Origin of the sequence: Enterococcus sp. DIV1304_2 (genome assembly GCF_050555445.1) — a bacterium.
In the GTDB taxonomy this organism is placed as follows: domain Bacteria; phylum Bacillota; class Bacilli; order Lactobacillales; family Enterococcaceae; genus Enterococcus_B; species Enterococcus_B pernyi.
This window is the reverse complement of sequence record NZ_CP187851.1, coordinates 906,880-929,834: the sequence shown is the minus strand read 5'-3', so window position 1 is coordinate 929,834 and position 22,955 is coordinate 906,880. Positions and strand designations below refer to the sequence as shown.

The 22,955-nt window shown below is 38.7% G+C and carries 19 protein-coding genes; 4 read left to right on the top strand and 15 right to left on the bottom strand.

Features of this window, described 5'->3' with window-relative positions; all coding sequences use genetic code 11:
* Positions 1-130 precede the first annotated feature (130 nt).
* Positions 131-565 carry a GNAT family N-acetyltransferase gene (locus IGJ14_RS04395; RefSeq protein WP_065096200.1) on the top strand — a complete coding sequence of 145 codons (435 nt, stop codon included), beginning with the start codon at positions 131-133 and terminating at the stop codon, positions 563-565.
* 60 nt (positions 566-625) lie between these two features.
* On the opposite strand, the gene ntdP is transcribed toward IGJ14_RS04395, so the two are convergent.
* The 3 genes from ntdP to recX all read right to left on the bottom strand — a co-directional run bounded on the left by ntdP (position 626) and on the right by recX (position 3,229).
* Positions 626-1,159, bottom strand: a complete 534-nt coding sequence (gene ntdP / locus IGJ14_RS04390) for a nucleoside tri-diphosphate phosphatase (protein WP_010735893.1) — start codon at positions 1,157-1,159, stop codon at positions 626-628.
* A 92-nt stretch (positions 1,160-1,251) separates the two neighbouring features.
* Positions 1,252-2,436, bottom strand: a complete 1,185-nt coding sequence (gene mutY / locus IGJ14_RS04385; protein WP_104871390.1) for an A/G-specific adenine glycosylase — start codon at positions 2,434-2,436, stop codon at positions 1,252-1,254.
* Positions 2,429-3,229 (bottom strand): recombination regulator RecX, encoded by an 801-nt coding sequence (gene recX, locus IGJ14_RS04380; RefSeq protein WP_108144148.1) that lies wholly within the window; start codon positions 3,227-3,229, stop codon positions 2,429-2,431. Before recX ends, mutY begins: the two co-directional genes overlap by 8 nt.
* Positions 3,230-3,335: 106 nt before the next feature.
* Between recX and rlmD the strand changes: the two genes are divergently transcribed.
* Positions 3,336-4,712 (top strand): 23S rRNA (uracil(1939)-C(5))-methyltransferase RlmD, encoded by a 1,377-nt coding sequence (gene rlmD / locus IGJ14_RS04375; RefSeq protein ID WP_108144149.1) that lies wholly within the window; start codon positions 3,336-3,338, stop codon positions 4,710-4,712.
* A 114-nt stretch (positions 4,713-4,826) separates the two neighbouring features.
* Here rlmD and IGJ14_RS04370 read toward each other — a convergent pair whose 3' ends face one another.
* The 3 genes from IGJ14_RS04370 to IGJ14_RS04360 all read right to left on the bottom strand — a co-directional run bounded on the left by IGJ14_RS04370 (position 4,827) and on the right by IGJ14_RS04360 (position 8,252).
* Positions 4,827-5,543, bottom strand: coding sequence for a YcjF family protein (locus tag IGJ14_RS04370; protein WP_065096204.1), 717 nt, complete (start codon positions 5,541-5,543; stop codon positions 4,827-4,829).
* Between the two features lie 216 nt (positions 5,544-5,759).
* Entirely contained in the window at positions 5,760-6,368 is a 609-nt protein-coding gene (locus tag IGJ14_RS04365) for a lytic polysaccharide monooxygenase (protein ID WP_374955048.1), read from the bottom strand.
* A 333-nt stretch (positions 6,369-6,701) separates the two neighbouring features.
* Positions 6,702-8,252 (bottom strand): fibronectin type III domain-containing protein, encoded by a 1,551-nt coding sequence (locus tag IGJ14_RS04360; protein WP_430608332.1) that lies wholly within the window; start codon positions 8,250-8,252, stop codon positions 6,702-6,704.
* 365 nt (positions 8,253-8,617) lie between these two features.
* Between IGJ14_RS04360 and IGJ14_RS04355 the strand changes: the two genes are divergently transcribed.
* On the top strand, positions 8,618-9,100 hold the full coding sequence (locus IGJ14_RS04355) for a TspO/MBR family protein (protein ID WP_104871394.1): 483 nt from the start codon (positions 8,618-8,620) through the stop codon (positions 9,098-9,100).
* A 99-nt stretch (positions 9,101-9,199) separates the two neighbouring features.
* Here the strand turns inward: IGJ14_RS04355 and IGJ14_RS04350 are convergent, their stop codons facing one another.
* The 6 genes from IGJ14_RS04350 to IGJ14_RS04325 all read right to left on the bottom strand — a co-directional run bounded on the left by IGJ14_RS04350 (position 9,200) and on the right by IGJ14_RS04325 (position 19,271).
* Complete coding sequence (locus tag IGJ14_RS04350) at positions 9,200-10,954, bottom strand: carbohydrate-binding protein (protein ID WP_430608330.1); 1,755 nt, start codon at positions 10,952-10,954, stop codon at positions 9,200-9,202.
* A gap of 516 nt (positions 10,955-11,470) precedes the next feature.
* The gene (locus tag IGJ14_RS04345; protein ID WP_430608328.1) at positions 11,471-12,685 is read right to left on the bottom strand and encodes an LCP family protein; all 1,215 of its coding nucleotides are present in this window, start codon (positions 12,683-12,685) and stop codon (positions 11,471-11,473) included.
* 410 nt (positions 12,686-13,095) lie between these two features.
* Positions 13,096-14,568, bottom strand: a complete 1,473-nt coding sequence (locus IGJ14_RS04340) for a Mur ligase family protein (RefSeq protein ID WP_104871504.1) — start codon at positions 14,566-14,568, stop codon at positions 13,096-13,098.
* Positions 14,569-14,585: 17 nt separating this feature from the next.
* Positions 14,586-14,825, bottom strand: coding sequence for a hypothetical protein (locus IGJ14_RS04335; protein ID WP_108144153.1), 240 nt, complete (start codon positions 14,823-14,825; stop codon positions 14,586-14,588).
* A 5-nt stretch (positions 14,826-14,830) separates the two neighbouring features.
* Positions 14,831-16,504 carry a hypothetical protein gene (locus tag IGJ14_RS04330; protein ID WP_430608326.1) on the bottom strand — a complete coding sequence of 558 codons (1,674 nt, stop codon included), beginning with the start codon at positions 16,502-16,504 and terminating at the stop codon, positions 14,831-14,833.
* Between the two features lie 79 nt (positions 16,505-16,583).
* Entirely contained in the window at positions 16,584-19,271 is a 2,688-nt protein-coding gene (locus tag IGJ14_RS04325) for an adhesive domain-containing protein (RefSeq protein WP_430608324.1), read from the bottom strand.
* Between the two features lie 521 nt (positions 19,272-19,792).
* On the opposite strand from IGJ14_RS04325, the gene IGJ14_RS04320 reads away from it, so the two are divergent.
* Positions 19,793-21,250 (top strand): helix-turn-helix domain-containing protein, encoded by a 1,458-nt coding sequence (locus IGJ14_RS04320; protein ID WP_430608322.1) that lies wholly within the window; start codon positions 19,793-19,795, stop codon positions 21,248-21,250.
* A gap of 97 nt (positions 21,251-21,347) precedes the next feature.
* On the opposite strand, the gene IGJ14_RS04315 is transcribed toward IGJ14_RS04320, so the two are convergent.
* The 3 genes from IGJ14_RS04315 to IGJ14_RS04305 all read right to left on the bottom strand — a co-directional run bounded on the left by IGJ14_RS04315 (position 21,348) and on the right by IGJ14_RS04305 (position 22,834).
* Complete coding sequence (locus tag IGJ14_RS04315; protein WP_010735910.1) at positions 21,348-21,548, bottom strand: cold-shock protein; 201 nt, start codon at positions 21,546-21,548, stop codon at positions 21,348-21,350.
* A gap of 128 nt (positions 21,549-21,676) precedes the next feature.
* Positions 21,677-22,279 carry a superoxide dismutase gene (locus IGJ14_RS04310; RefSeq protein WP_074799770.1) on the bottom strand — a complete coding sequence of 201 codons (603 nt, stop codon included), beginning with the start codon at positions 22,277-22,279 and terminating at the stop codon, positions 21,677-21,679.
* A gap of 81 nt (positions 22,280-22,360) precedes the next feature.
* Positions 22,361-22,834: a GtrA family protein gene (locus IGJ14_RS04305; protein ID WP_104871495.1), complete on the bottom strand. Its 474-nt coding sequence runs from the start codon at positions 22,832-22,834 to the stop codon at positions 22,361-22,363.
* Positions 22,835-22,955 lie beyond the last annotated feature (121 nt).

Below are 22,955 nucleotides of genomic sequence, written 5' to 3'. Positions count from 1 at the left end.
TCCCTTCTTTCCTTTTTTATGATATTATATAACATTCTTTTGAAAAAATCTGTTATTTTTGTTTTTATTATAGGCACTTTTCATTCCGATCACTTTACAGTATACTACTGGAAAGAAAGGTGGCTGTTTGATGAAAGTAGTTCATACAAAAGATACAATGAGTCCTATTTATCTCGATGCTGTACGTATCAGAAATCAAGTCTTCGTTGTCGAGCAAGGTGTTCCCTTCGAGAGAGAAATCGATCAGGATGAGGCACATTGTGTCCATTTCGTCCTTTATACAGATGCGCATGAGGCGCAAGGTACCGTTCGTTTACTGCCACTTGAAAATGGTCAGATAAAAGTACAACGTATGGCGATCCTTGCCGAATACCGTCAACAAGGTTTGGGGCAAGTCTTACTAAGAGAAGCAGAGTCTTTTGCTAAAAAACAAGGCTTTGATACGATCAAATTAGGCGCTCAACTGACCGCTATTCCTTTTTACGAGAAGCTTGATTATCACCCCTACGGTGAAGCCTTCGAAGATGCAGGCATCCAACATCTCAACATGAAAAAAAACTTGTGAAGCATCTAAGTAAAAACAGTAAGTAAGATGAAGATCCCTTCACTTACTTACTGTTTTCGTTTACTTTTGCGACAATTGCTTGTAACGGTCATACCAAATATCAATATAGCCTTCTGAGAATGGGCCATCTCCATTATTGATCCAGTCAACCAAAATCTTCACGTTCTCTTTTAAAATGAAGTCAATATCACTTGGATAATTCATCATTTGACTATGCATTTCATATTCATCGACATCTAACAAGCGCTTCTCGCCATCAGGAAAAACCTTGATATCTAAGTCATAATCAATATATTTTAATGCTTCATCATCTAATAAAAAAGGTGAAGCCAGATTACAATAATAGGAAACCCCCTTTTCTCTGATCATTGCTATTACATTGAACCAGTATTTTTTGTGAAAGTATACAATCGCTGGTTCTCGCGTCACCCAACGTCGTCCGTCAGACTCTGTGACAAGAGTATGATCGTTGACACCGATCATTGAATGTTCGCTTGTTTTCAATACCATGGTATCGCGCCACGTTCGATGCAATTTGCCGTCGTGTTTGTAACTTTGGATCGTTACAAACTCTCCTTCTTTTGGAACTCCCATCGCAATCCTTCCTTAGCAACATTTTGTGCTTTGTGTTGGGGTGTTCATTACACCGACATCGTAATTATTATAGCAATAAAAATCATCTTTGCCTAGAAAGGATTACTATTGTTTCGATTTTTATCCAACTGCTGGACGAGCTTCATTTGCACTTTCGGGAAAACCACTTGTTCAAACGCTTCTGGTATCAGCCACTGTGTCTGTTTTCCATTCTCAGACAGGTCTTTTGCATTCTTAGGCAATCGACCATAAAACAATAAAACATGCCATTTCAAGTGACTGAAGATATGCGTTACTTCCCCTAAGTGACGTTTTTGCCATACAACTTTGTCCACATGAGCAAAAGGCAATACTGAAGCACCATCTTCAGCCACTAATGCCTCATCGAACAAACTGATTTCGTCCGTAGGCTGCCAGTCTGATTCTAATTTTCCATATACTTCTTTCGTTACTTCTACCATCGGAAATGTCCACATATCAGCGAGTAGTTTTTGTTGATCTCGTTGTTCAAAATAATAAGCACCCTCTGCGTTTTCAATCGCGGCACAAACATAATAAACATCTCGTGGCTTGGCTTTTTTTGTTTTGACAGGGTAGGCGGTTTGGACCCCTTTTTCTTTTGCTAGACAAAATGCTTGGATCGGGCATTCTTCACATTTAGGCGAGGTCGGCGTGCAGATTGCTGAGCCAAGATCCATCAATGCTTGATTGAACTCACCTGGATGCTCTTCGTCAATGATTTTCCGCATGGCTTGATCAAATACTTTGCGACTCGATGCTTTCGCAATATCTTCTTCGATACAAAACAGTCGACTAACCACACGCATGACATTTCCATCGATCGCTGGTTCAGGTACCCCAAAAGCAATACTTGCAATTGCCCCTGTCGTATAAGGACCGATCCCTTTTAATGTACTGATTTCTTCCGGTGTTTGTGGCATCTTTCCGTCAAAATCTTCCATGATCTGTTTTGCGGCAGCTTGAATATTTCTGACCCGCGAGTAATAACCTAAGCCTTCCCAAGCTTTCAGCAGTTTTTCTTCGGGTGCTTGCGCCAACGCTTCGATCGTTGGGAACCACTCCATAAAGCGATAAAAATAATCAATGACTGTATCGACTCGGGTTTGTTGCAACATGATTTCTGATATCCAAATACGATAAGGGTCTTGATTGTAGCGCCAAGGGAGATTTCTTTTCTCGAGTTCATACCATTCAATGAAACGTTCTTGAAACTCTTTTGTTTTTTCTGAAGACCAGTTTTCCCATTCTCTACTCACTTGTTTCTTCTTCCTTTTCTATAATAAAGCGTTGGATCATCTCAAAATCAAAGCCTTTTTGATAGAGACTCTGCTTTACTTTCATCTTTCTTTTCTGCGGTTCAAAGCGACTGTTCTTACGCCAGATCTTCTCACCTTGTTGTACTAAAAGCTCGTATTCAGCTTCTGGATCAGTTTCCTGTGGTAATGTTTGTATCGCTTCTTGGATCACATCATTAGTAAACCCTTTTGTCATCAACTTCTGTTGGATATTCCGTAATAGATCCTTATGACTTTTTGCACGATTTTTTTCGTAAGTCTTTTCCGCTGTTTGTCGTGCATTTTCTACTTGCTCTTCAAACGGATACTGGCTTAAAGACTGCTCGATCACTTCTGGCGAGAGCCCTTTTTGTTGCATTTGCTGTGCTAATTTTTTTGGTCCTTTGTCACTCAAACGCATATTCGTTCGGACGTAACTTTCACCAAAAGTCAAATCGTCCACAAGACCTAATTCTTTTAATTTTTCAACGATTTTATGACGGTCTTCTTGTCCGATTTCTTTGTCTTTTAAATAGATCCGAATTTCTTTTTCCGTTCGTAATTGGTAACTCAAATAATTCAATGCTTGTTGTAAGCCAAAATCATAACCTGTACTTTTTTTGATTTCAGCTAATTTATCTTCTGTTAATTCTTGTCCTTTTAATAAACGATAGCGTACTAAAATATCTTCTGATACTTGTAGTGTTTCGCCATCCGAAAGATCGATCTGATAAAAAGGCCCTTTGCCTTTACTGATTCTTGCAATAGAAAGCAAACTATCCCTCCTCGAACATATATTCCTATCATAACATAGAAAATCCCCAACTCTCGCTATAATATGTTAGAATATAGCCACATAATGATAAAAAAGGGAGATACCTATGCCAGAAGCAATTGTTAAAAACGGCCAAACGATCACATTGAAAATCAAACGTTTAGGGATCAACGGAGAAGGAATCGGCTACTTTAAACGCATGATCGTCTTTGTTCCGTATGCTCTTCCTAAAGAAGAAGTCGTAGTGAAAATCACCAAAGCGACCCCTCGCTATGCCGAAGGACAACTAGTCAAAGTTAAAAAAACAAGTAAGGATCGTGTGACTGCTCCTTGTCCAGTCTATTATGAATGTGGCGGTTGTCAATTGCAGCATCTAGCGTACCATGCGCAGTTGGATTTCAAAAAAGATTTGCTTTTGCAATCGTTAGAAAAATTCAAGCCCGTCGGCTATCGTGAGTATCCACTTTTACCGACGATTGGAATGGACGATCCTTGGCGTTATCGGAACAAAGCGCAATTTCAATTAAGAAAAAATAAACAAACAGGCAAAATCGAAGCTGGGCTCTATCAAGCCAACTCTCATGACTTAGTGGCGATCACTGATTGTTTAGTGCAAGAGCCAGCTACACAAAAAGTGATGAATACAGTCATTGATTTATTGAATAAATATGATTTACCGATTTATGACGAACGTACTGATAGTGGGATTTTCCGCACGATCATGGTTCGAGTGGGTATACAGACAGGTGAGCTACAAGTTGTCTTTATTACTAGAAGTCAAAAATTCCCACAAAAAAATGTCCTGATTCGCGAGATCAATCAGCAACTCCCTGAAGTTGTTTCGATCATGCAAAACGTGCAACCTTTAAAAACCTCCCTCGTGATGGGCGACGAAACAAAACATATTTGGGGAAAAGAAGCCATTGAGGAACGAATCAATGAAGTGACTTTTGACCTTTCACCTCGTGCCTTTTTTCAGTTGAATCCTCAACAAACAGAAGTCTTATATGGTGAAGGAATCAAAGCTTTAGCCATCGAACCAGAAGAAACGATCGTAGATGCTTATTGTGGTGTTGGGACAATTGGTTTGAGTGTAGCAAACAAAGCAAAAGAAGTGCGTGGAATGGATACGATCCCCCAAGCCATTGCAGATGCACAGAAAAACGCACAACGTTTAGGGTATGAGAATACTCGTTATGAAGTGGGGACGGCGGAAGAGCTCTTACCAAAATGGTTGAATGAAGGATTTCGTCCGGATGGGATCATCGTTGATCCGCCACGTACTGGTTTAGACGAGCAATTGATCCAAGCAATTTTAAAAAACCCACCGCAAAAATTAGTTTATATTTCTTGTAATGTTTCAACTTTAGCAAGAGACCTCGTCCAATTAGCGAAAGTTTTTCACGTCGAGTATCTGCAGTCTGTCGATATGTTCCCTCAAACAGCACGTTGTGAAGTTGTCGTGAAATTAACAAAAAAATAATTCAACAGCGCCAACCAGAATCCTTATAAAAAATAAGCATTTTCCTCTGCATAGGTCAAAAACTATTTCAGAGGTCAATGCTTATTTTTTTATCCGATCATTTCTGATCGAATCTTATTTCATTTGTTTTTTTCGTTTCAATAAAGTAAAAAGCGTTTGAACTTGTCCTTTGAAAGACATGACATCATCAAAAATATCTTCGCCATCATTCAACATCTTCACTGTGATCCAACCTAATGATTCAGTGATCGTACTAGCGACAGTTGCGTTGATTGCTGCACCAGCCACTGTACCTACTGCCGGAATGATCTTGATGATATTCCCTACTGCACTTCTACCTAAACTAACAACGATCAACTCTTTTGAGACACTCTTACCTAATGATTCAGACCACGATTGCCCAAATAACTTGTGGAGACGTCCCATCATCGTTAGCTGAACAGGTACAAGTAAAAAAGCATCTGAAAAAGGGATCGGTGAACAACCGATGATAGCCGCTGTCAAAGAGGCCGCATGAATCGTTGCATGGCATTTTCTACGTAAAGGTTCGTCTACCCCTTTTAAGAATTCTTCAAATAGACGGTCGAATTGTGTTTTACTCTTTGCTAATGTTTGTTCCGCCTTGCTTTTCGACGAATCAAAATTTCGTAAAATAGCTGCGGATGTTTTTTGGGGAAGTCTTTTCATTGTTTCAGCAAAAAAGGAAGCAAATTCTTTTTGTTCCTCAGGTGTTTGCTCCAATGTTTCTTCCAACTCTGTTTCCTCATGTTCGATTACAGTATCTTCAATCGATTCTTTATTTTTCTTTTTTTTACGTAAAAATTTTTTCATTTGATTTCCTCCGTAACCCATTTCTTCTGGTATCCTTACTTCTATCATACAATACAATCTGAAGTTCGCCAAAAAAATGGGACCATCATTGTACCTGCCCCCTTTTGATTTTAGGTGGTTCGAATATACAAATAAACACCCATGAAGTGAAAATGAGAGTCACTTCATAGGTGTTCTTTATATGATCAGTTAAAAAGGTTTCTCTTCAAGGTTTATCTATTGAACATTGACATCGATTACTTGGTAGAACGCATTTGTTGTATCTGAAATATTCCAAACAGCTAAAATCACGTTGTAACCTTTTCTATCTTGAGGAACAGTAATTGTTTGATTTACTGTTTTTGGTGGAACTGTTGCTTTATCATCGATTTTTGTGATCAATTCAAAATCGCTGAATTTCAAAGGTTGGTTTTGGTTCCAACCTGGTTTTGTAATGTAGTAATCCCAAGTGCTTGTGCGATGTTGTGCAGTTAAGTTCCAAGTGATATTCAAAGGACCAGCATTAATTACACTTTTATGCCAACGATTGGCTGTCTGTTCATCTAATGGTTCAAATCCACTGACACCTGCACTCGCGATTTTTCCATCGATAAATGTATTTTTAGGGGCTTCAATACTTTGTGGTTCCCATTGTGCGCGTCCAACGTTTTGATTCAAATTACCTGCAGCTGCTGTACCGAAATAGGCACGACTCCCTGGAGATGTCACATAACCATGTGCATAACCAGATGTACCAAATCCAAACAAACCTAACATAACAATTCCTACGAACATCATAACACTAAACTTTTTCATAACTGAACCTCCTATTTTTGATAGGTTCATTGTAAACGTTTTCTAAAATAAAAACAAACGTTATGCTTTTATAACTTTATTGAAATGAATTCATTTTAGTTAAAACGATAAAAACGTTGTTTTAACAGCGTTTCCCATATGATAACTATAGTTATTTACCTAAAATGTTTTTTGATGCACTTAATATTTTCTTAATGTTTCAATATACATATTGTTTTTTACGTAAAAAGAAGAGAGCTTTTTTAGGACTCTCCTCTCTTACTTATCTATATAAATAATAACTTAACTATCATTTTTCAATACAAGTTATTAATATTTTTACTATTTATCATTTTATCTATGGAGTAATAAGAAATAGCTAGATTATTTAGTCACAAGTCTCCATGGGCCATAAGGACCAGATTCACTCGGAATATCATTTTGTGTCCAATGTCTCGCTTCATAGATCAGCCCTTCATATGTAACACGCTCTCCACCTAAGTAAACTGTTGCAGGGTCCCAAGCTGGTAGAGTAGATTCTGATTCTTCAAGTGTTGTAAAAGTATAAGTTGCTGCATCCGAAACATTTCCAGAACGGTCTTCTGCAACTACTTCGACTGTGTAAGTCGTATTGCTCTTCAAGTTTTCAAAGGTATGAGACACAGCCATTGTTGTCGCTGATACTGTTTCGCCTGCACCAGTTAATTTAAGATTGTAACGAGCAATGCGATCGTTATCCGTTGATGCTGTCCAATTGATACGCGCGCGTTGTGTCGTAATGAAATCTGAACCTACATTTGTCGGTGTTGATGGGTTTTGTGTATCTTCAGGCATTTCAGAACCATCTGTAAATCTTTGACCAACAGTTAAGAATTCATATTGGTTTTTCACTTGTCCTTGTCCACCGTCTACTTTGGCATCACGATTCATTGACCAGTATGATACCATACCGATTTTACGCTCTTTAGCGTGTTGTACAACCAAGTTGAACATATCTGTTGTAAAGTAAGGATGCTGCTCATTTTCAAATCCTACAGAAGGAGTCGTACCTAATTTTGCATAAGCTTGCTCATCTGTTAATGTTTTACCAGCGTATTGTTTGTAGTGATTTTTTAATTGAACCATTGTGTTATCTACAGCATCTAGTGAGCCTTGCGCATAGTCTGCCACACTTGATCCATAACACATCGTCATGATATTCACGTTAGTTAAATCAACGCCCGCTTCTAAATAAGCTTGTAAAACAGATAATCCTGTTGAAATCAATCCTGTAGGCATAACTGGTAATGTCAATGTTACTTCAACACCAGTTGCATCTTGTAATCGTTTTACCGCTTTAGCATTTGCTAGGTTTTCGTGATAACCCATTGCTGCCGCTTCTACGTCAAAATCGATACGAGTGAAGCCATAACCTTGGATTACTTCCATGTAAGCATCATAAAGCATATCTTCATCTTGTGTTACTTCCCAGAAGGCACCAGAATTTAATCCGCCAAATGACACAGCTGCATCTCCGCCTACTTCTCTTAACTCACGGATCGATTGCTTGATTCCTTCATATTGCCATTCGTCACTATCACTTTCACTCAATCCATTGAAACTTCCCCAAGCCCAATCAAGTTTACCATTTTTGATCCCTCTAGCTTGCATAAATCCTAGATTAAAGAAACGTTGACCTGTTTCTCTAGCAATTGCTGCCATATTTAAGGCACCTTTATTTGACAACACTTCATCTGAAGTATACGCCGTGATATCTACGAATGGTGCTACGACTTGTTCTGGCCACTCGATTCCTTGACCTACACCAAAATCAGGTGTTGCGCGAACTGTTTGCTCTGTTGCCGCTCCTTGCTCTTCATTTAAAAACAACGGTGCAACCAATAAGCTACACAAAGCTGCTCCAGCTAATAATCTCTTTACACTTTTTTTCTTCATTTTCCAAACTCTCCCCATTCAACTAATTCATTTCCCTTGTTCGTAATCGATTACAAATTTTATAATATCAGATAACTCAAAATAATATAACAAAAACAAAAAAGAAATTAAGGTTATTTAATCGTTTTATCTCCGTTTTATAGTTAAATAAAAAAGAAAAAACAAAAATGTTCGGTATTGCAACAACGCTTGAAAATTAACGTATAAATGCTTTTTCAATGGTTAAAACACCTCGATACTATCTTATACAGGTCAATATGTATGCTAAATTAACATTTCTTAAAATAACTTAAAAAATTACAAGCCATAAATAGGTGCTGTTATAAATAAATATGTTAAACTGTCTAAAGAAAGGAGTTTTTTTTATGGTATACACTATCAATCGATTAAAAGATTATCGTTTGTGGGTTTGCATTATCGGAATCGTTGCTTTAGGATTTTTATCTGGCATTCTTAGCGGCAATCCGGGAAGTTATTATTACTCGTTACAACTCCCAGCTTTTGCACCACCTAGTTGGATTTTCGGTCCTATGTGGACGATCCTCTATATTTTAATAGGCATTTCTTTGTACTTCATTTTAAATACACAAAATCAAAAACACCGCACTAGACTATTGTGGCTCTTTACAATTCAATTCATCTTCAATCTTTTATGGTCAGCTTTATTTTTCAATGTGCAAAATACTTTGATTTCTGCTATCGATATCACTTTATTAATGATTTTTCTAACAGCTTTGGTTTATCATTTATGGCTGCACAATCGCACAGCAATGTGGTTGACGATCCCTTACTATTTATGGGTATTTTTCGCGTCCATTTTAAATTACGCGATTTTTATTTTGAATTAAATCTCAGCTAAAGTGATTCGTCCGACTATAATAGTTAATACAAAAAAAGCTACGTGGATTTCACGTAACTTTTTTTGTATGAACTATTATTCGAAATTTTTAACCAATTTGTTTCCAAGGACCGTATAATCCAGAAGTACTTGGATTATTGTTTTGCGTCCAATATTGTGCTTCATAAACAATACCATCATAGGTCACTTTATTCCCTTGGAGGTATACTTTATCCGCTTCCCACGCTTCAATCTCATGACCACCTTCCGGAGTTCCAGAGATCAATTCCCACGGACCATATAGGCCTGATTCACTCGGTATATTGTTTTGCGTCCAATACTTAGCACGGTACAGAGCACCTTTATAAGATACAACTTCTCCGCCTAAATAAACTTTTGCCGCCTCCCATGCAGGAGCCTCGTCTGGTTCTTCCGGTTCTCCAGGATCTACTACGTCAGCTAACGTTACGAATGATAGTTTAGCGGTATCTGAAATATTTCCAGAGCGATCTTCTGCATTAATCTCTACGGTATATTCTGTATTGCTCTCCAAATTTGTGAAGGCGTATGAAAGTGAGGTAGTTGTGACATTAGTAGTTTGTCCATTTCCTACTAATCTTAAGTTATATTTTGCCACACGGTCATTGTCAATCGCCGCCGTCCAGTTGAAACGTGCACTATTTTTCGTGATATCGCCAACAGAAAGATTTGTTGGGACAGATGGTTTTTCTTTATCTTCCGGAGTTTCGCTTCCGCCACCATTATTACCTTCAGCAAATGCTTCACTCACTTTCAAGAATTCAAATTGGTTCTTTATTTGCCCTTGTCCGCCATCTGTTTTTGCATCACGGTTCATCGACCAATAAGAGACCATGCCAATTTTACGTTCTCTTGCATGTTCGACAACTTGATTGAACATTTCTGTCGTGAAGTATGGATGTTGTTCGTTCTCAAAACCAATCGAAGGAGTTGTGCCTAATTTTGCATATGCCTCTTCATCAGTCAAAGTGATACCAGCATATTGACGATAATGATTCTTCAATTGGACCATGGTATTATCGACCGCATCTAATGATCCTTGTGCATAATCAGCGACGCTCGGACCGTAACACATCGTCATAATATTGACATTGGTCAAATCGACCCCTGCTTCTAAATAAGCTTGTAATACGGATAGTCCAGTCGAAATCAAACCAGTCGGCATAACAGGTAACGTCAACGTCACTTGGGCACCAGTAGTATCTTGTAGGCGTTTGACTGCTTTTGCATTGACCAAATTTTCTGCATAACCCATTGCTCCTGCTTCCACGTCAAAATCCACACGAGTAAAGCCGTATCCTTGGACCACTTCTACGTAAGCCTCATAAAGCATATCTCCATCATGGCTAACTTCCCAGAAAGCACCAGTGTTCAATCCACCAAATGAAACAGCCGCGTCTCCGCCAACTGCTCTTAATTCACGGATCGTTTTTTTGATTCCTTCGTATTGCCATTGATCACTGTCATTCTCGCTCAATCCGGCAAATCCACCCCACGCCCAATCGATCTTACCATCTTTGATTCCTTTCGCTTGCATGAATCCTAAATTAAAGAATTTTTGCCCTGTCTCCTGTGCGATCGCTGCTAGATTCAACGCGCCATTATTCGATAACTCTGTACCTGACGTATAAGCCGTCATATCCACAAATGGTGCAACGACTTGTTCTGGCCATTCAATACCTTGCCCTACACCAAAATCAGATGTTGCTTTGACTGTTTGTTCTGTGGCTGCACTTTGTTGTTCATTCAAAAACAACGGCGCTACTAGCAGACTGCATAATGCAGCTCCAGCCAATAATTTCTTTAGACGAACATTTCTTTTCATTCGTATGTATCTCCCCCATCAACAATTTTATCTCGTGCTATGTATTTTTCTCTTGCACAACGATATCATAACAAATAAAAATTAAAAATATAACATTTTTAAATAAGAATTAGTGTTTTTTAATTTAGAGTATAAAATAAAAGATTACTCGTTTTTGAATAAAGTACCGCAAACCCCTAATAAAAAATGTTTTTGAGACTTTTTTGCAACAAATAAAATCTATCTATCATTCTAAGTTATGTTCCGTTATAAGAAAAACACTTAAAGTAAATTAAAAATAACGTATTTTAAAAAATAAAATAAAAAAACAGTGTCTGGGACATTAGTTCTCCTACACCACCTAAAACGAATAACCAGCGGGAACATAAGTAACCTCTTCAGAAATAAGGCGCCATCCACAAAAATTTGAAGAACAATTTTCGTGGATGGCGCCTTATTTCTCGAAGCTGAACACTTCTGTCCCGACCTCTATCTACTCATTTTATTTATTGTATAAATCATATGAACAAAGCTTTATTAATAGCCATTGCCTGTCCAAGTCTCTGTACCTTGCTCGTTTTGCTGACCGCCGTATGGGTCATAATATTGTTGCTGGTTATACTGATTCGGGTCGTAATATTGAGAGGTGTCTTCTGAGTAGACCGACTGCTGACCGTATCCATCAGTGCCATATTGATTGTACGTGTCTTGCGAATACTCAGATGTCTCACCGGTCGTGGTGTTAGCAGTGGTATTCCCTTCGCCATTTTCTGAGTCATCATAAAACATCATATAGGCATTGTCATTTTTTAAGTTAGGCAACGTATCACTTGGCTCGATTTCTAATTGTTTTTTCAATTGATTTTGGATCGATAATAAGTCATTCTGACCGAGTATTTGGTAGTACACATCATTGATCGTCGTGTCTTTACCTTTTAGCTGGTCTTGCTTGATCGTCTTGAAAGCAGCGGTGTAATTCGTTGCAATATCAAGCATATCATCCCAATCCAAATCAGTTGTCACATTGTTTCCAGCAGCATCCAGAAGTTTTCGATAATTGCTTACGCCATCGAGACTGACTACTTTATTGACGATTTTTGTTACGACCTCACGTTGGCGTGCTTGTCGGCCGATATCACCTTCAGGATCTTCATGACGCATTCTTGCATATGCCAACCCTGTTTCACCATCAACTGTTTGTTTTCCTTCTGGAACATGGACACCATCTAAAGTAAAGTCGATTTTATTGTCGATCTCGATCCCACCTACTGCATCGATCAAGTCCTTCATACCATCTAGATTGATTGTGACATAGTGGTCAATAGGGATATCAAGTAATTGTTCGATCGAATTCATTGCCATCTCCACGCCACCAAATGCATAAGCATGGTTTAACTTATCGACCGTCCCATATCCGACGATATTCGTATAGATATCTCGGTCCAAACTAATGATCGTTGATTTTTTTTGTTGTGGATTGACGGTCACGACCATCATCGTATCGGATCTCCCTTGTTCTGTGCGTCCAAGACCACCTGTATCTAACCCTAACAATAATACTGAAAAGGGTTCTTGGTCGTCGATACTTACACGATCGTCACGTTTTGCTGATACACGATCAGATTGTTTTGAAATCCGATTGACTGTTTGGCTCGCCTCTCCCATAAACTTGATTCCATAAGCTGAAACTCCGCCGACGAGAAGTACGATTATTCCCAATAAAGTCAATATCACTTTTTGCCACCGCTTCATAATACACCTCTATCATACATATTCTTGATTATTCTCTCATACACCCAATCATTCAGCAATCCACCTACTTAATCCTAATAAAACTTTAAAAAATAGTGTTTATCTTCGTGATTTATATGTATTTTTTGTAAAATTCTTAATTATCATACCATAGGGCGCATGAACAGAAAAGAAAGAAAGCGATTCTTTTTATACGTTTTATTGGATTTTTATGATTTTTCGTTCAATAAATAAAAAAGAAATGGTTATTTTTATGATTTGTCTATTCCTTTCTACTGAGCTTCTCCATCAAAAAAATCGGAGACAACGAAAATGAAATAACTTTTTTCGTTGTCTCCGTCTTTTTAAATTTTTTCAAAAGTGAATGTAGTTGAAAAAATATTGATAGTTTTCCTTGTGTGGTTCTTAGCTCACGCCATTTCTTGCAAAGAAAACTGGCGAATATACTTATTGATCTCATGAAAATCGCTACCTGTGACTGACCCCTTTGCCAAAACGATACTATCATTCGTCAAATGCTGTTCGATATTTTGTGTTAATTCAGGTAACGTTTCAAACCATTCGTATTTCTGGTCATTTTTACTTTGTTCATTGAATAATTCTCTGAAATGTTCCCCATAGCCATAAATATGATCTGCTGGTACGTCTGTTAATGCCTCCATCACTTGCTGATGGACATTTTCAGAAGCATTTCCTAAATCCGCGATTTGCCCTAAAACCAATATCGATTTTCCATTATAAAATGGGCGTACTGCTTTAAAGTAGTCGATTGCATTTTTCATAGCAGGTAATGACGCATTGTGTGTATCATCAATAAAAGTAAAAGATGGTTCATTCGGATAAACCTTTCTTTCTAAAACTTTAGGTAATGGTTTGAATGTCTCGAAAGAAGCAAGATAAGAAGAAACATCCCCTTTGATCTTCCAAATGGCTATCAATGTCGCCAACGTATTAGAAATCATCCCTAAAGAAGCAACACTGAGACGGATCTTGAACTCTTGCTCAAAAAAATGAATGCCTACTTCACAAAACTCTTTTTTCTGTTCAACGGATGAGACATATACATCTCTACTTGTGTCATATAGTGAATAAGTAAAAATTTCTGTTGTTTTCTTTTCGGCTGCTTGAATGAGTATAGCTAACTCTTCATCGCCCATGTCCGTATTGATGATCGCTGTACCATTCTTTTTTAAACCGTCAAAGATTTTTGATTTATAGTAAGCGACATTCTTAGTCGTTTTCAAGGAACTAAGATGGGCTTCACCTATCGAAGTCACGATTGCTATATCGGGTTGGATTAAAGTAGACATCGAACCCGTGTCATAGGTATTCAACGCATTAAGGGAAACTTCAAGGTTCAATAAATCAAAGTCTCCTACTAATTGACTTAAATAAAGAGGAATCGCGAATCTTACATTATGATTTCCGCGATTTTCTAGAACCTTTTCCTCTTTGAACGCATGGGTGATCATCATACGTGTAGATGTTTTTCCAGCAGAACCAGTAATCGCAATCACTGGTTTTTGGAATTCTTGGCGCATTTGATTGGCAAATTCTAATAGGAAACGCCAACTATCTTGGACAATGAATTGCGGTGTCGTCACAAGAGGGTCTTCGATTGGATGTTCTGTGACAATCAGAGCAAATTGATTTTCCTTTCCTTTGATTTGTTCATTTCCGTCCGCCCATTTGACTGGGCGCATTTGGTTGATATATTGACGCCGTTCATTTGTTATACAAACAAATAATGTTTTAGAATAATCTTTGGTTTGTTTTAGATGTCCGGAGAAGTACTCCAGTTGATCGATCTCCTGATCCAAACTAGCATACTCTTTAAAATAAGAACCTTCGATATCACTAAGTAATTGCTTGATCGTATTCATCTTTTCACCTACTTCATTTACCATTTTCCACGTTTTGGTCTTGCTTGATTGACATATCTTCTTGCTTTTTGATCAATTCGTTTGGGAGAGTCATCGGCATCAACTTCCCATGGATAAAGCCCTTCTTCATTTTTCTCGTATTGGCTTAGATCCGTTTCTAGCGATTCTGATTGATGATGCTTTTTCTTTTTTAGACGATAACCTAAATAGGAAATCCCGATCAATGCCAATGCTGCAAGACGAATAAATGCAACCATCTTATTCACTCCTTTTTATAATGACTTCGATAATTGATCAATCCAGACAAAAAATGCTCTGCATCATCGATCCGCATTCGAAAACGATCATGTCTTGCAAAAAAACCATAACTAATACTAACTGGTTTTTTAAAGAAAAGCGCATATTCTGGAAACATGACTCCTGTTTTGATTTCATGAGAAACGCGCTTCTTCATCACTGTATCGATTCGTTCCTTTACTTCAATGAAATCATTTTGCGTGTTGAAAAGTTCATTTTTTAGTTCACTATGTTCCAGCTTTCCCATCATTTTGGACGCTGCCACAAGTAATTCAAGCATTGTCGGGTAGGCAGTATCCCGCTGCTCAATAAAGTTGATATTTTCGAGGGCATTTTTGATTCCAAAACGATAATATGCAATTTTTTGTTTATGTTTTAGCATCTCGTTTGTCGCATAGCTCAACCAATGATCATGATATTTTTGATAATCTTCCATGACAAAATGTTCCATCAAGATTTCACACGTACTAAAAATCGCAGGATCATTTAGAATCTCATAAGCTCTTAGCAAAGAAAATAAAGCTTCCCCATCATAATAAATGATCCGAAAACGCTCTTTGATCGCCAATTGCTTATCCAGAACATGGATTGTTTGGTTATCTTTTGAGATAAATTTTCCAGAAATCGTATCAACAAGTTGTTCCAAGTACTTTTTATAAAAACTATCCTCAGATACTTGGATATATTTTGCGATTGCTAAAATTGCAGTTGCTTGGGCACCTAATTTGTATTCGATTTCTTTATTGAAATAATCTTTGACCAAAAAATATCCCTGTTCATTCGTTGTTAAGTTTTCAATCCCCCAAGCAAGGCCTTTTTCTGCCTGTAGCAACAGTTCATGATCTGAGAAATACTCAGCAGCTTCAATCAACGCATATAATGAAGAGAAATGTCTGACTGAATTATAGCCCTTGATTAATTGGTCATAACAAGGATAATAACCGTAGATAAACTGTCCAGTGTTAGTTAGCTGTCCTTTTAGATACTTACTTCCTTCTCTTATGACGGAATCAGTCACTTCATTCAAAGACTCTTCAGTGATCTTTCTCACCTGATTTCCATTTCCGTAATCTTCAAGCTTGATTACTTCGTCGTTTTCAATATAATAAGCTTTCGTTTTAAAAAGATAGATGTTCGAACGCATTAAGTAACTTAAATCCACCTCTTCTCGATTGTATTTTCGTTTCACATATCCTCGAAAATTCTGTGGATCAATTTGTAGATTCGGATGATTTTTTCCAATAATATGTGTTTTCACCGGTTTGATAATGGCATTTCCTACTAATTCTTCTTTTAAAAAAGAACGTTTCCTTAGCCCATCAAACCGTACATTAAAATCTATATAATTATTGCGCTTGATTTTTTTTAATTTTTGGTTTAAAAAGTCGAAGTCGATTTTTTCTTCTTCGGTTACAAGATCCATTCTTAAATAGGAATTTTTATCCCATTGATTCGTTTGATAAGCAGTCACGATATTATTCCAAAGCTGAGAGATATTTTTCCCATGTAACTCTATCGTTTTTCCACGTTCTTTGTTTTCACCAGTAGTAATGATGACGGTTTTTCTTTCTGTCTCCATCTCTGTGGTATCCAAGATATCTTTTAAAGTCGAGAGTCTACTACGTGTCTGCACTAGCATCATATCACCTCTATCAGAAATAGCTATGACAAGCAGACAATGTTCCGATTGCCATAGCTAATTTTCTAGTTCCTGTTCGTTAATCTTCTTTATTTTTTTTGGATTTCCAGATACCAACTCCTGAAAGTAGTGCAGTGATCGCACCTAACCAAGAAGTGGCAACAGAAGAATGCTCAGCTGTTTTAGGATACATTTTCGGTGTCGCTGAGTGGTGTCCACTAGGATTTACTCCACTTCTAGCAGATGACCAACCAGATTGGTTGCTTGTTCCACGTGTACTTAAGAACAATCCAACTGGATCTCCATCTGGATCATTTCCTGGGTCTCCCCCGTTGGTTCCAATCCCGCCTAGACGACCATCGGCGTCTGCATCAGCGTCTGCATCTGCATCAGCATCTGCATCGGCGTCAGCATCAGCGTCGGCATCGGCGTCGGCGTCAGCATCGGCATCGGCATCCGCATCGGCGTCAGCATCGGCATCGGCATCTGCATCCGCGTCAGCGTCAGCATCCGCATCGGCGTCAGCGTCGGCATCCGCATCGGCGTCAGCATCAGCGTCGGCATCGGCATCCGCATCGGCGTCAGCATCCGCATCGGCATCTGCATCAGCATCTGCATCGGCGTCAGCATCTGCATCAGCATCTGCATCCGCGTCGGCGTCAGCGTCGGCATCAGCGTCGGCATCTGCATCAGCGTCAGCATCCGCATCCGCGTCAGCATCGGCATCGGCATCAGCGTCGGCATCCGCGTCAGCATCAGCGTCAGCATCCGCATCAGCGTCGGCGTCGGCATCCGCATCCGCGTCAGCATCGGCGTCGGCATCCGCATCCGCATCGGCATCAGCGTCAGCATCCGCATCAGCATCAGCATCCGCATCGGCATCAGCATCCGCATCCGCGTCAGCATCAGCATCGGCATCGGCATCAGCATCCGCATCGGCATCGGCATCGGCGTCAGCATCGGCATCCGCATCGGCGTCAGCATCGGCGTCAGCATCTGCGTCGGCATCGGCATCGGCGTCGGCATCCGCGTCGGCATCTGCGTCGGCGTCAGCATCCGCGTCGGCATCTGCATCGGCGTCGGCATCCGCATCGGCATCCGCATCGGCATCCGCGTCGGCATCAGCATCCGCATCGGCGTCAGCATCCGCGTCAGCATCAGCATCGGCATCCGCGTCAGCATCCGCATCAGCATCCGCGTCGGCATCAGCATCCGCATCGGCGTCGGCATCTGCATCGGCGTCAGCATCGGCATCCGCATCGGCGTCCGCATCTGCGTCCGCGTCAGCATCGGCGTCGGCGTCAGCATCGGCGTCGGCATCGGCATCGGCATCCGCGTCAGCGTCAGCGTCAGCATCGGCGTCAGCATCGGCGTCGGCATCTGCATCGGCGTCGGCATCTGCATCGGCATCCGCGTCAGCGTCGGCATCAGCTTCTTCATCATCCGGGATAATTGCCGCCGTTGGTAAACTTGGATTATCATTTTGATCGTAGGCAATTAGTTGGATATCATCAAGCGGCGCAACATCGTCTTGAGAAATCGGTATCGTAAATGCACCTGTCGCATCTGCTTGACCTTCAGCGATCAAATTGTTGGCATCGTCATAGATCCGCACTGTAGCATTTGGATCGGCTAACCCAGTGACTTCATATCCTTCTGTTGAATTTCCTGTAACTTCAACATTATAAGGTGCAGTTACTTCGGCTGCTTGGTAAAAAATCGGTGAATAGCCGTCAGTAGTTGAACCTACATTAAGGTTCAACACATCTGCTTTCACAACAGTTCCTACAAAGCCTGCTTCATAAGGAGTTGATAAATCAATTCCTGCATTTGCTAAATCAGCATAATTCGGATCTTGGATCGTTGTCGGGATTGTGATTTCTGTTCCTCCTAGTACACTCGCATCTGCTACAACACCAACCAAAGAGGAAGTTGGTCCTAATAGACCTGTTGCAGTGGCAAACGCTAAGTTAAATACCGGTTTAACAGTTGCTGCCAAGGCAGTATTGACAATCCCAGCTGCCGCATTTCCTAAAAGGCCACTCCCAGTTGCTTGTAGCGCCTGAACGGCATTGTTCAAATCAGTTAATATTTCTGTTAACCCTTCTCTAACAACTGTTTCAAGTGCCCCATCAAGATCACCGTAAATATATTCATCACCTTGTACTTGCAATGGAATTTGCACTTCAGCAGAAGTCAACGTACTTAGATTTTGTAATAAGTTCAGTTGCTCATAGACTTCGGCAAGATTCACACTTGCTAATGGATTCGCACTCAACAAGGTATCAATTGCCGTGATCAAAGGAGTGACTGCCCCATTTACTGCATTCAGCAGTGGTGCTAATTCATCTTGTGGAAGTAATATATCTGTTTGGACAGTCCCGGGGCCTGCCGGAGAAACTAACCCCTGCATTTCCTCTGGAATCACTAAGACAGCACGTCTCGTTCCATTTAATAAATTCACATTGATTCCATTTTCTCCTGAAATCGTAAAGTCAACGTTTCTACTCGTCCCACTAAGCTGATAAGGAGCTGAAGCTGTCGTGCCACTTGTATTAGCTGTAGTCAAAGTATTGAATATCTGTCCACTGACCACATCTGCATAAGCTTGCTGCGTGCCAAGGGTAAATAAAGGTGTTGCAATTGAGATTGGAGTAACCCCTAACATTATTCCTGCCGCTATCGACGTACCTATCAATATTGTTTTTTTAGATCGTCTTTTGGCACGCGCCTTTTGATCCATACTTTTTTTGTAATCCTTTTTCATTCCCGTTCCCCCTAAAGCAGATTCATGTATTTTTGTTCTCCCCCACAGATTGAATCGACACGAATAAGTATGCTTTCCCTTGAATGACACTCCTTTACCAAAAATTTAAAAAGATATCTTTTTAATTTTTCTCATTACAACTTAAGTTATCTTGAATAGTAGCAACGACGATATAAGAAATCTATCATTATGTTCTGATATATTTTGAAATAACTACCTAAAAATAGAACACAACACCTAAAAATGTATATGTAATCGTTATCTTATGCAAAAAAATTTATTTAAAAGTCTAAATAACATATAATATTATTTGAATAGAGTATTATTTCTTATTTATTTTTACACAAAAAACGGGTACTAGATCTTTATTAAAATAACTAAAAAAACATTAGTACACCATACGATTCTCTACCACAAAAGCTATTGAATAAATTTATAATTATTATATTTTGAATAAAAATATAACGTTTTATAATAATTTATCTGTCTATTTTTAGTCTACTCAAGAAGGAGGTTCCTAATTGAATATTCATTCTATACTAGAGAAAAATATACAAGTACAACTGACTATTTTAAAAAGCTGTTACGAGTCACATCAACCGCTGACAATCGACGACCTTTCAGGTCTACTCCGCATAGATAGACGTTCCGTTTTCAATTATTGCGAACGCCTGTGTTCACTACCGCAAAATACTATATTCAAGAAAGACGGATCTAGTTACCATTTTATTGGTGACAATTATGACTTTCATCAACTGAAACTAGCAATACTTGAAAACTCGTTGAATTTCCAAATACTCAAAGCCGTCTGTCTACATTCAAATCTCACGCTTTACGAGTTCGCCGCTCATCACGGGATCAGCGAATCCTTTCTCAGACGGCAGTTGGCTCAAGTGAATCATTTCTTCAGTTACTACGATTTGAAACTAAAAACACGAGAAGGTACTATTTTTTTCAGTGGAAAAGAAACTCAAATTCGCTACACGATTTATTTGTTTTTATGGGAAGTATACGAAGGAGTGGAATGGCCTTTTTTAACGCTCGATTTCCAGAAGGTTTTAACGACAGTAAAACAAGTTTTTACCAATATCTCACTAAAAAAGAACAAAATAAAAACGATGGAATGGTGCTTCATATTAGCTGTTAATATCAATCGATCCAAGCAAGGGTATGCTGTCCCTGAACATGAACTTCCTCACTTTTTAGATCCTATGTTAGCAGGTCTTTCTGAGGTGATCAAAGACCTAAAATCGATTATTTCTGTTTATAATTTACCTTCTTCTGATTTAAATTTTATTTTGTTGTGGATACAAACTCGCCCACAATTTTACGTAAATAAAAATATTATGGTTCACACATCAAAGGTTCATAAAAAAAATGCAACCCCGATCAATGAACTTCGTGATCAGTTTTATCGTTACATGGTATCAGTTGGGATAAAGTCCAATGAAATCACCTCAAAGAAAAAGTTATTAGATGCAACATTATATGCAAATGGTATCCATGATTATCTTTTTAGCCCTTTTTCTGGTAAAAAACGAGAAGTTACTGATTTTATCGAACGAAATTATCCCTATTTCTATCAAAATATGGTTGATTTGACCCAACAAATGCAAAAAAATCAGTTCCCATGGCTTCAATTATCTACGTTGATCGAAGCATTTTTAGTCATCGCCCCACCTACATTTTTTGATAAAGAGATCAAAGTAAAATTAGAGAGTGATTATCCATTAAGTATCGAATTATTATATGTAAAGGTTTTACAGGAGCAATTACGCTTATATCTGAATGTATTTTTCACTAATGAACTATTGTTAAACCCTGATGTAATTATTCGCACAACTGAAGCACCTACCAAAATAATCAGTTATGAAAATGAAATTCCTTATATTACGATCCGCGATGACCTCTCTGGTTCAGAAAATAAACAATTAGTTCAAAGAATCAAAGAAATTATGTATGGCGACAACCAAAAGTAACTGGTTTTTCTTGTAAAACTATTTTTTCTAGAAAGAGAAAATAAAGAAACAAAAAGAAGATACGGCAAGCCGTATCTTCTTTTTCGTCAACATGATCTTATAATTTAGATACTTCAGCAGCTTGAGGACCGCGCGCACCTTCAACGATAGAGAATTCCACTTCTTGGCCTTCTTCTAAGCTTTTGAAGCCATCGCCTTGGATTGCTGAGAAATGTACGAATACATCGTCTCCGCCATCTACTGTAATAAACCCAAATCCTTTTTCATTGTTGAACCATTTTACTGTTCCGTGTTCCATAGATATATAGCCTCCAAAAAAGTTCTTGCAAGTAACCCTTGCACAAACATTATACCGAATTTAGAAAACGCTCGCAAGCATTGCTCCGTTAATTTTCTAAATTCAATGGTCAGTGGAAGAGTGCTATTTTATCCTGCGAAATGCTTGTTTACTTCATCCCAATTCACAACATTCCAGAAAGCTTCGATGTAGTCAGGGCGTACGTTTTTGTATTTCAAGTAGTAAGCATGTTCCCATACATCTAGACCTAAGACAGGTTTCTTGCCTTCCATCAATGGTGAGTCTTGGTTGGCTGTAGAAGTAATTGCTAGTTTGCCATCTTCAAGGACTAACCAAGCCCAGCCTGAACCGAAACGTCCTGCTGCTGCTTTTTTGAATTCTTCTTTGAATGTTGCAAAATCGCCAAACGTTTCGTTAATTGCGTCTTTGATTGCTCCTGTTGGTTCGCCACCAGCATTTGGTGCCATGATTTTCCAGAAGAATGAATGGTTCGCATGTCCACCACCATTGTTACGTACAGCAGTTTGAATGTCAGATGGAATAGCATCCATGTCTGAAACTAATTCTTCTATTGTTTTTTCACCTAATTCAGGATATTTTTCAATCGCTGCATTTAAGTTTGTCACATAAGTATTGTGATGTTTATCATGATGCAAATGCATCGTTTCTTCGTCAATATATGGTTCTAATGCATCAAATGCATATGGTAGATCTGGTAATGTGTAAGTCATAAAAAAATTCCTCCTCAAATTTGTTGGATATCTTTACACTAAAAGAGTAACAAAGTGAGGGGAATTCTTCAATTGTTATGCCTAGTCTTCCAATTTTTCGCTGGTTTCTGCTGGCTCTTCGATGATTTCTGTCTTATTAAAGATAAATAATTTACTAAAGACGTAATTTGCCAATACGACTAAGACCTGTGTAATGATTTTAGCCACATAATCATTCATATCCAACCCTTTGATCATCAAGAACATGGCGCCCATATCCAGTCCATAAGAAACGATTCGGTAAAAAACAAATTTCCCAAATTCAATAAATAAATGCGTATAACTTGGAGATTTGGATCGAAACACCCATACTTTATTGGTGACAAATGCAAACAAAACAGAACAGATCCAAGAAATCGTATTCGACACTGGCATCGATAACTGGAAGATTTGTTGCGCGATTGCATAACTGACGAAGTTGACAACTGTTGCTAATCCACCAAAAAATAGATAGATGAAAACTTCCCAATATCCTTTACTTTCTAAATAGCTTTTAAATTGAACATAAACCTTCATTATTCTACCTACCTTATCTATCATTCTTTCCTATCATACTCTATCTGCTAATATTTTTCATCTCTAGAAAACAATGAACGATAAGAATATAACCTTATCTATCGTGAGAGAATGTTTTAGA

Excerpts from the sequence above, each read along its gene's own strand:
- IGJ14_RS04395 (WP_065096200.1), top strand. The coding sequence starts at position 131 with ATGAAAGTAGTTCATACAAAAGATACAATGAGTCCTATTTATCTCGAT.
- ntdP (WP_010735893.1), bottom strand. The coding sequence starts at position 1,159 with ATGGGAGTTCCAAAAGAAGGAGAGTTTGTAACGATCCAAAGTTACAAA.
- rlmD (WP_108144149.1), top strand. The coding sequence starts at position 3,336 with ATGCCAGAAGCAATTGTTAAAAACGGCCAAACGATCACATTGAAAATC.
- IGJ14_RS04370 (WP_065096204.1), bottom strand. The coding sequence starts at position 5,543 with ATGAAAAAATTTTTACGTAAAAAAAAGAAAAATAAAGAATCGATTGAA.
- IGJ14_RS04365 (WP_374955048.1), bottom strand. The coding sequence starts at position 6,368 with ATGAACCTATCAAAAATAGGAGGTTCAGTTATGAAAAAGTTTAGTGTT.
- IGJ14_RS04360 (WP_430608332.1), bottom strand. The coding sequence starts at position 8,252 with ATGAAGAAAAAAAGTGTAAAGAGATTATTAGCTGGAGCAGCTTTGTGT.
- IGJ14_RS04355 (WP_104871394.1), top strand. The coding sequence starts at position 8,618 with ATGGTATACACTATCAATCGATTAAAAGATTATCGTTTGTGGGTTTGC.
- IGJ14_RS04350 (WP_430608330.1), bottom strand. The coding sequence starts at position 10,954 with ATGAAAAGAAATGTTCGTCTAAAGAAATTATTGGCTGGAGCTGCATTA.
- IGJ14_RS04345 (WP_430608328.1), bottom strand. The coding sequence starts at position 12,685 with ATGAAGCGGTGGCAAAAAGTGATATTGACTTTATTGGGAATAATCGTA.
- IGJ14_RS04340 (WP_104871504.1), bottom strand. The coding sequence starts at position 14,568 with ATGAATACGATCAAGCAATTACTTAGTGATATCGAAGGTTCTTATTTT.
- IGJ14_RS04335 (WP_108144153.1), bottom strand. The coding sequence starts at position 14,825 with ATGGTTGCATTTATTCGTCTTGCAGCATTGGCATTGATCGGGATTTCC.
- IGJ14_RS04330 (WP_430608326.1), bottom strand. The coding sequence starts at position 16,504 with ATGCTAGTGCAGACACGTAGTAGACTCTCGACTTTAAAAGATATCTTG.
- IGJ14_RS04325 (WP_430608324.1), bottom strand. The coding sequence starts at position 19,271 with ATGAAAAAGGATTACAAAAAAAGTATGGATCAAAAGGCGCGTGCCAAA.
- IGJ14_RS04315 (WP_010735910.1), bottom strand. The coding sequence starts at position 21,548 with ATGGAACACGGAACAGTAAAATGGTTCAACAATGAAAAAGGATTTGGG.
- IGJ14_RS04310 (WP_074799770.1), bottom strand. The coding sequence starts at position 22,279 with ATGACTTACACATTACCAGATCTACCATATGCATTTGATGCATTAGAA.
- IGJ14_RS04305 (WP_104871495.1), bottom strand. The coding sequence starts at position 22,834 with ATGAAGGTTTATGTTCAATTTAAAAGCTATTTAGAAAGTAAAGGATAT.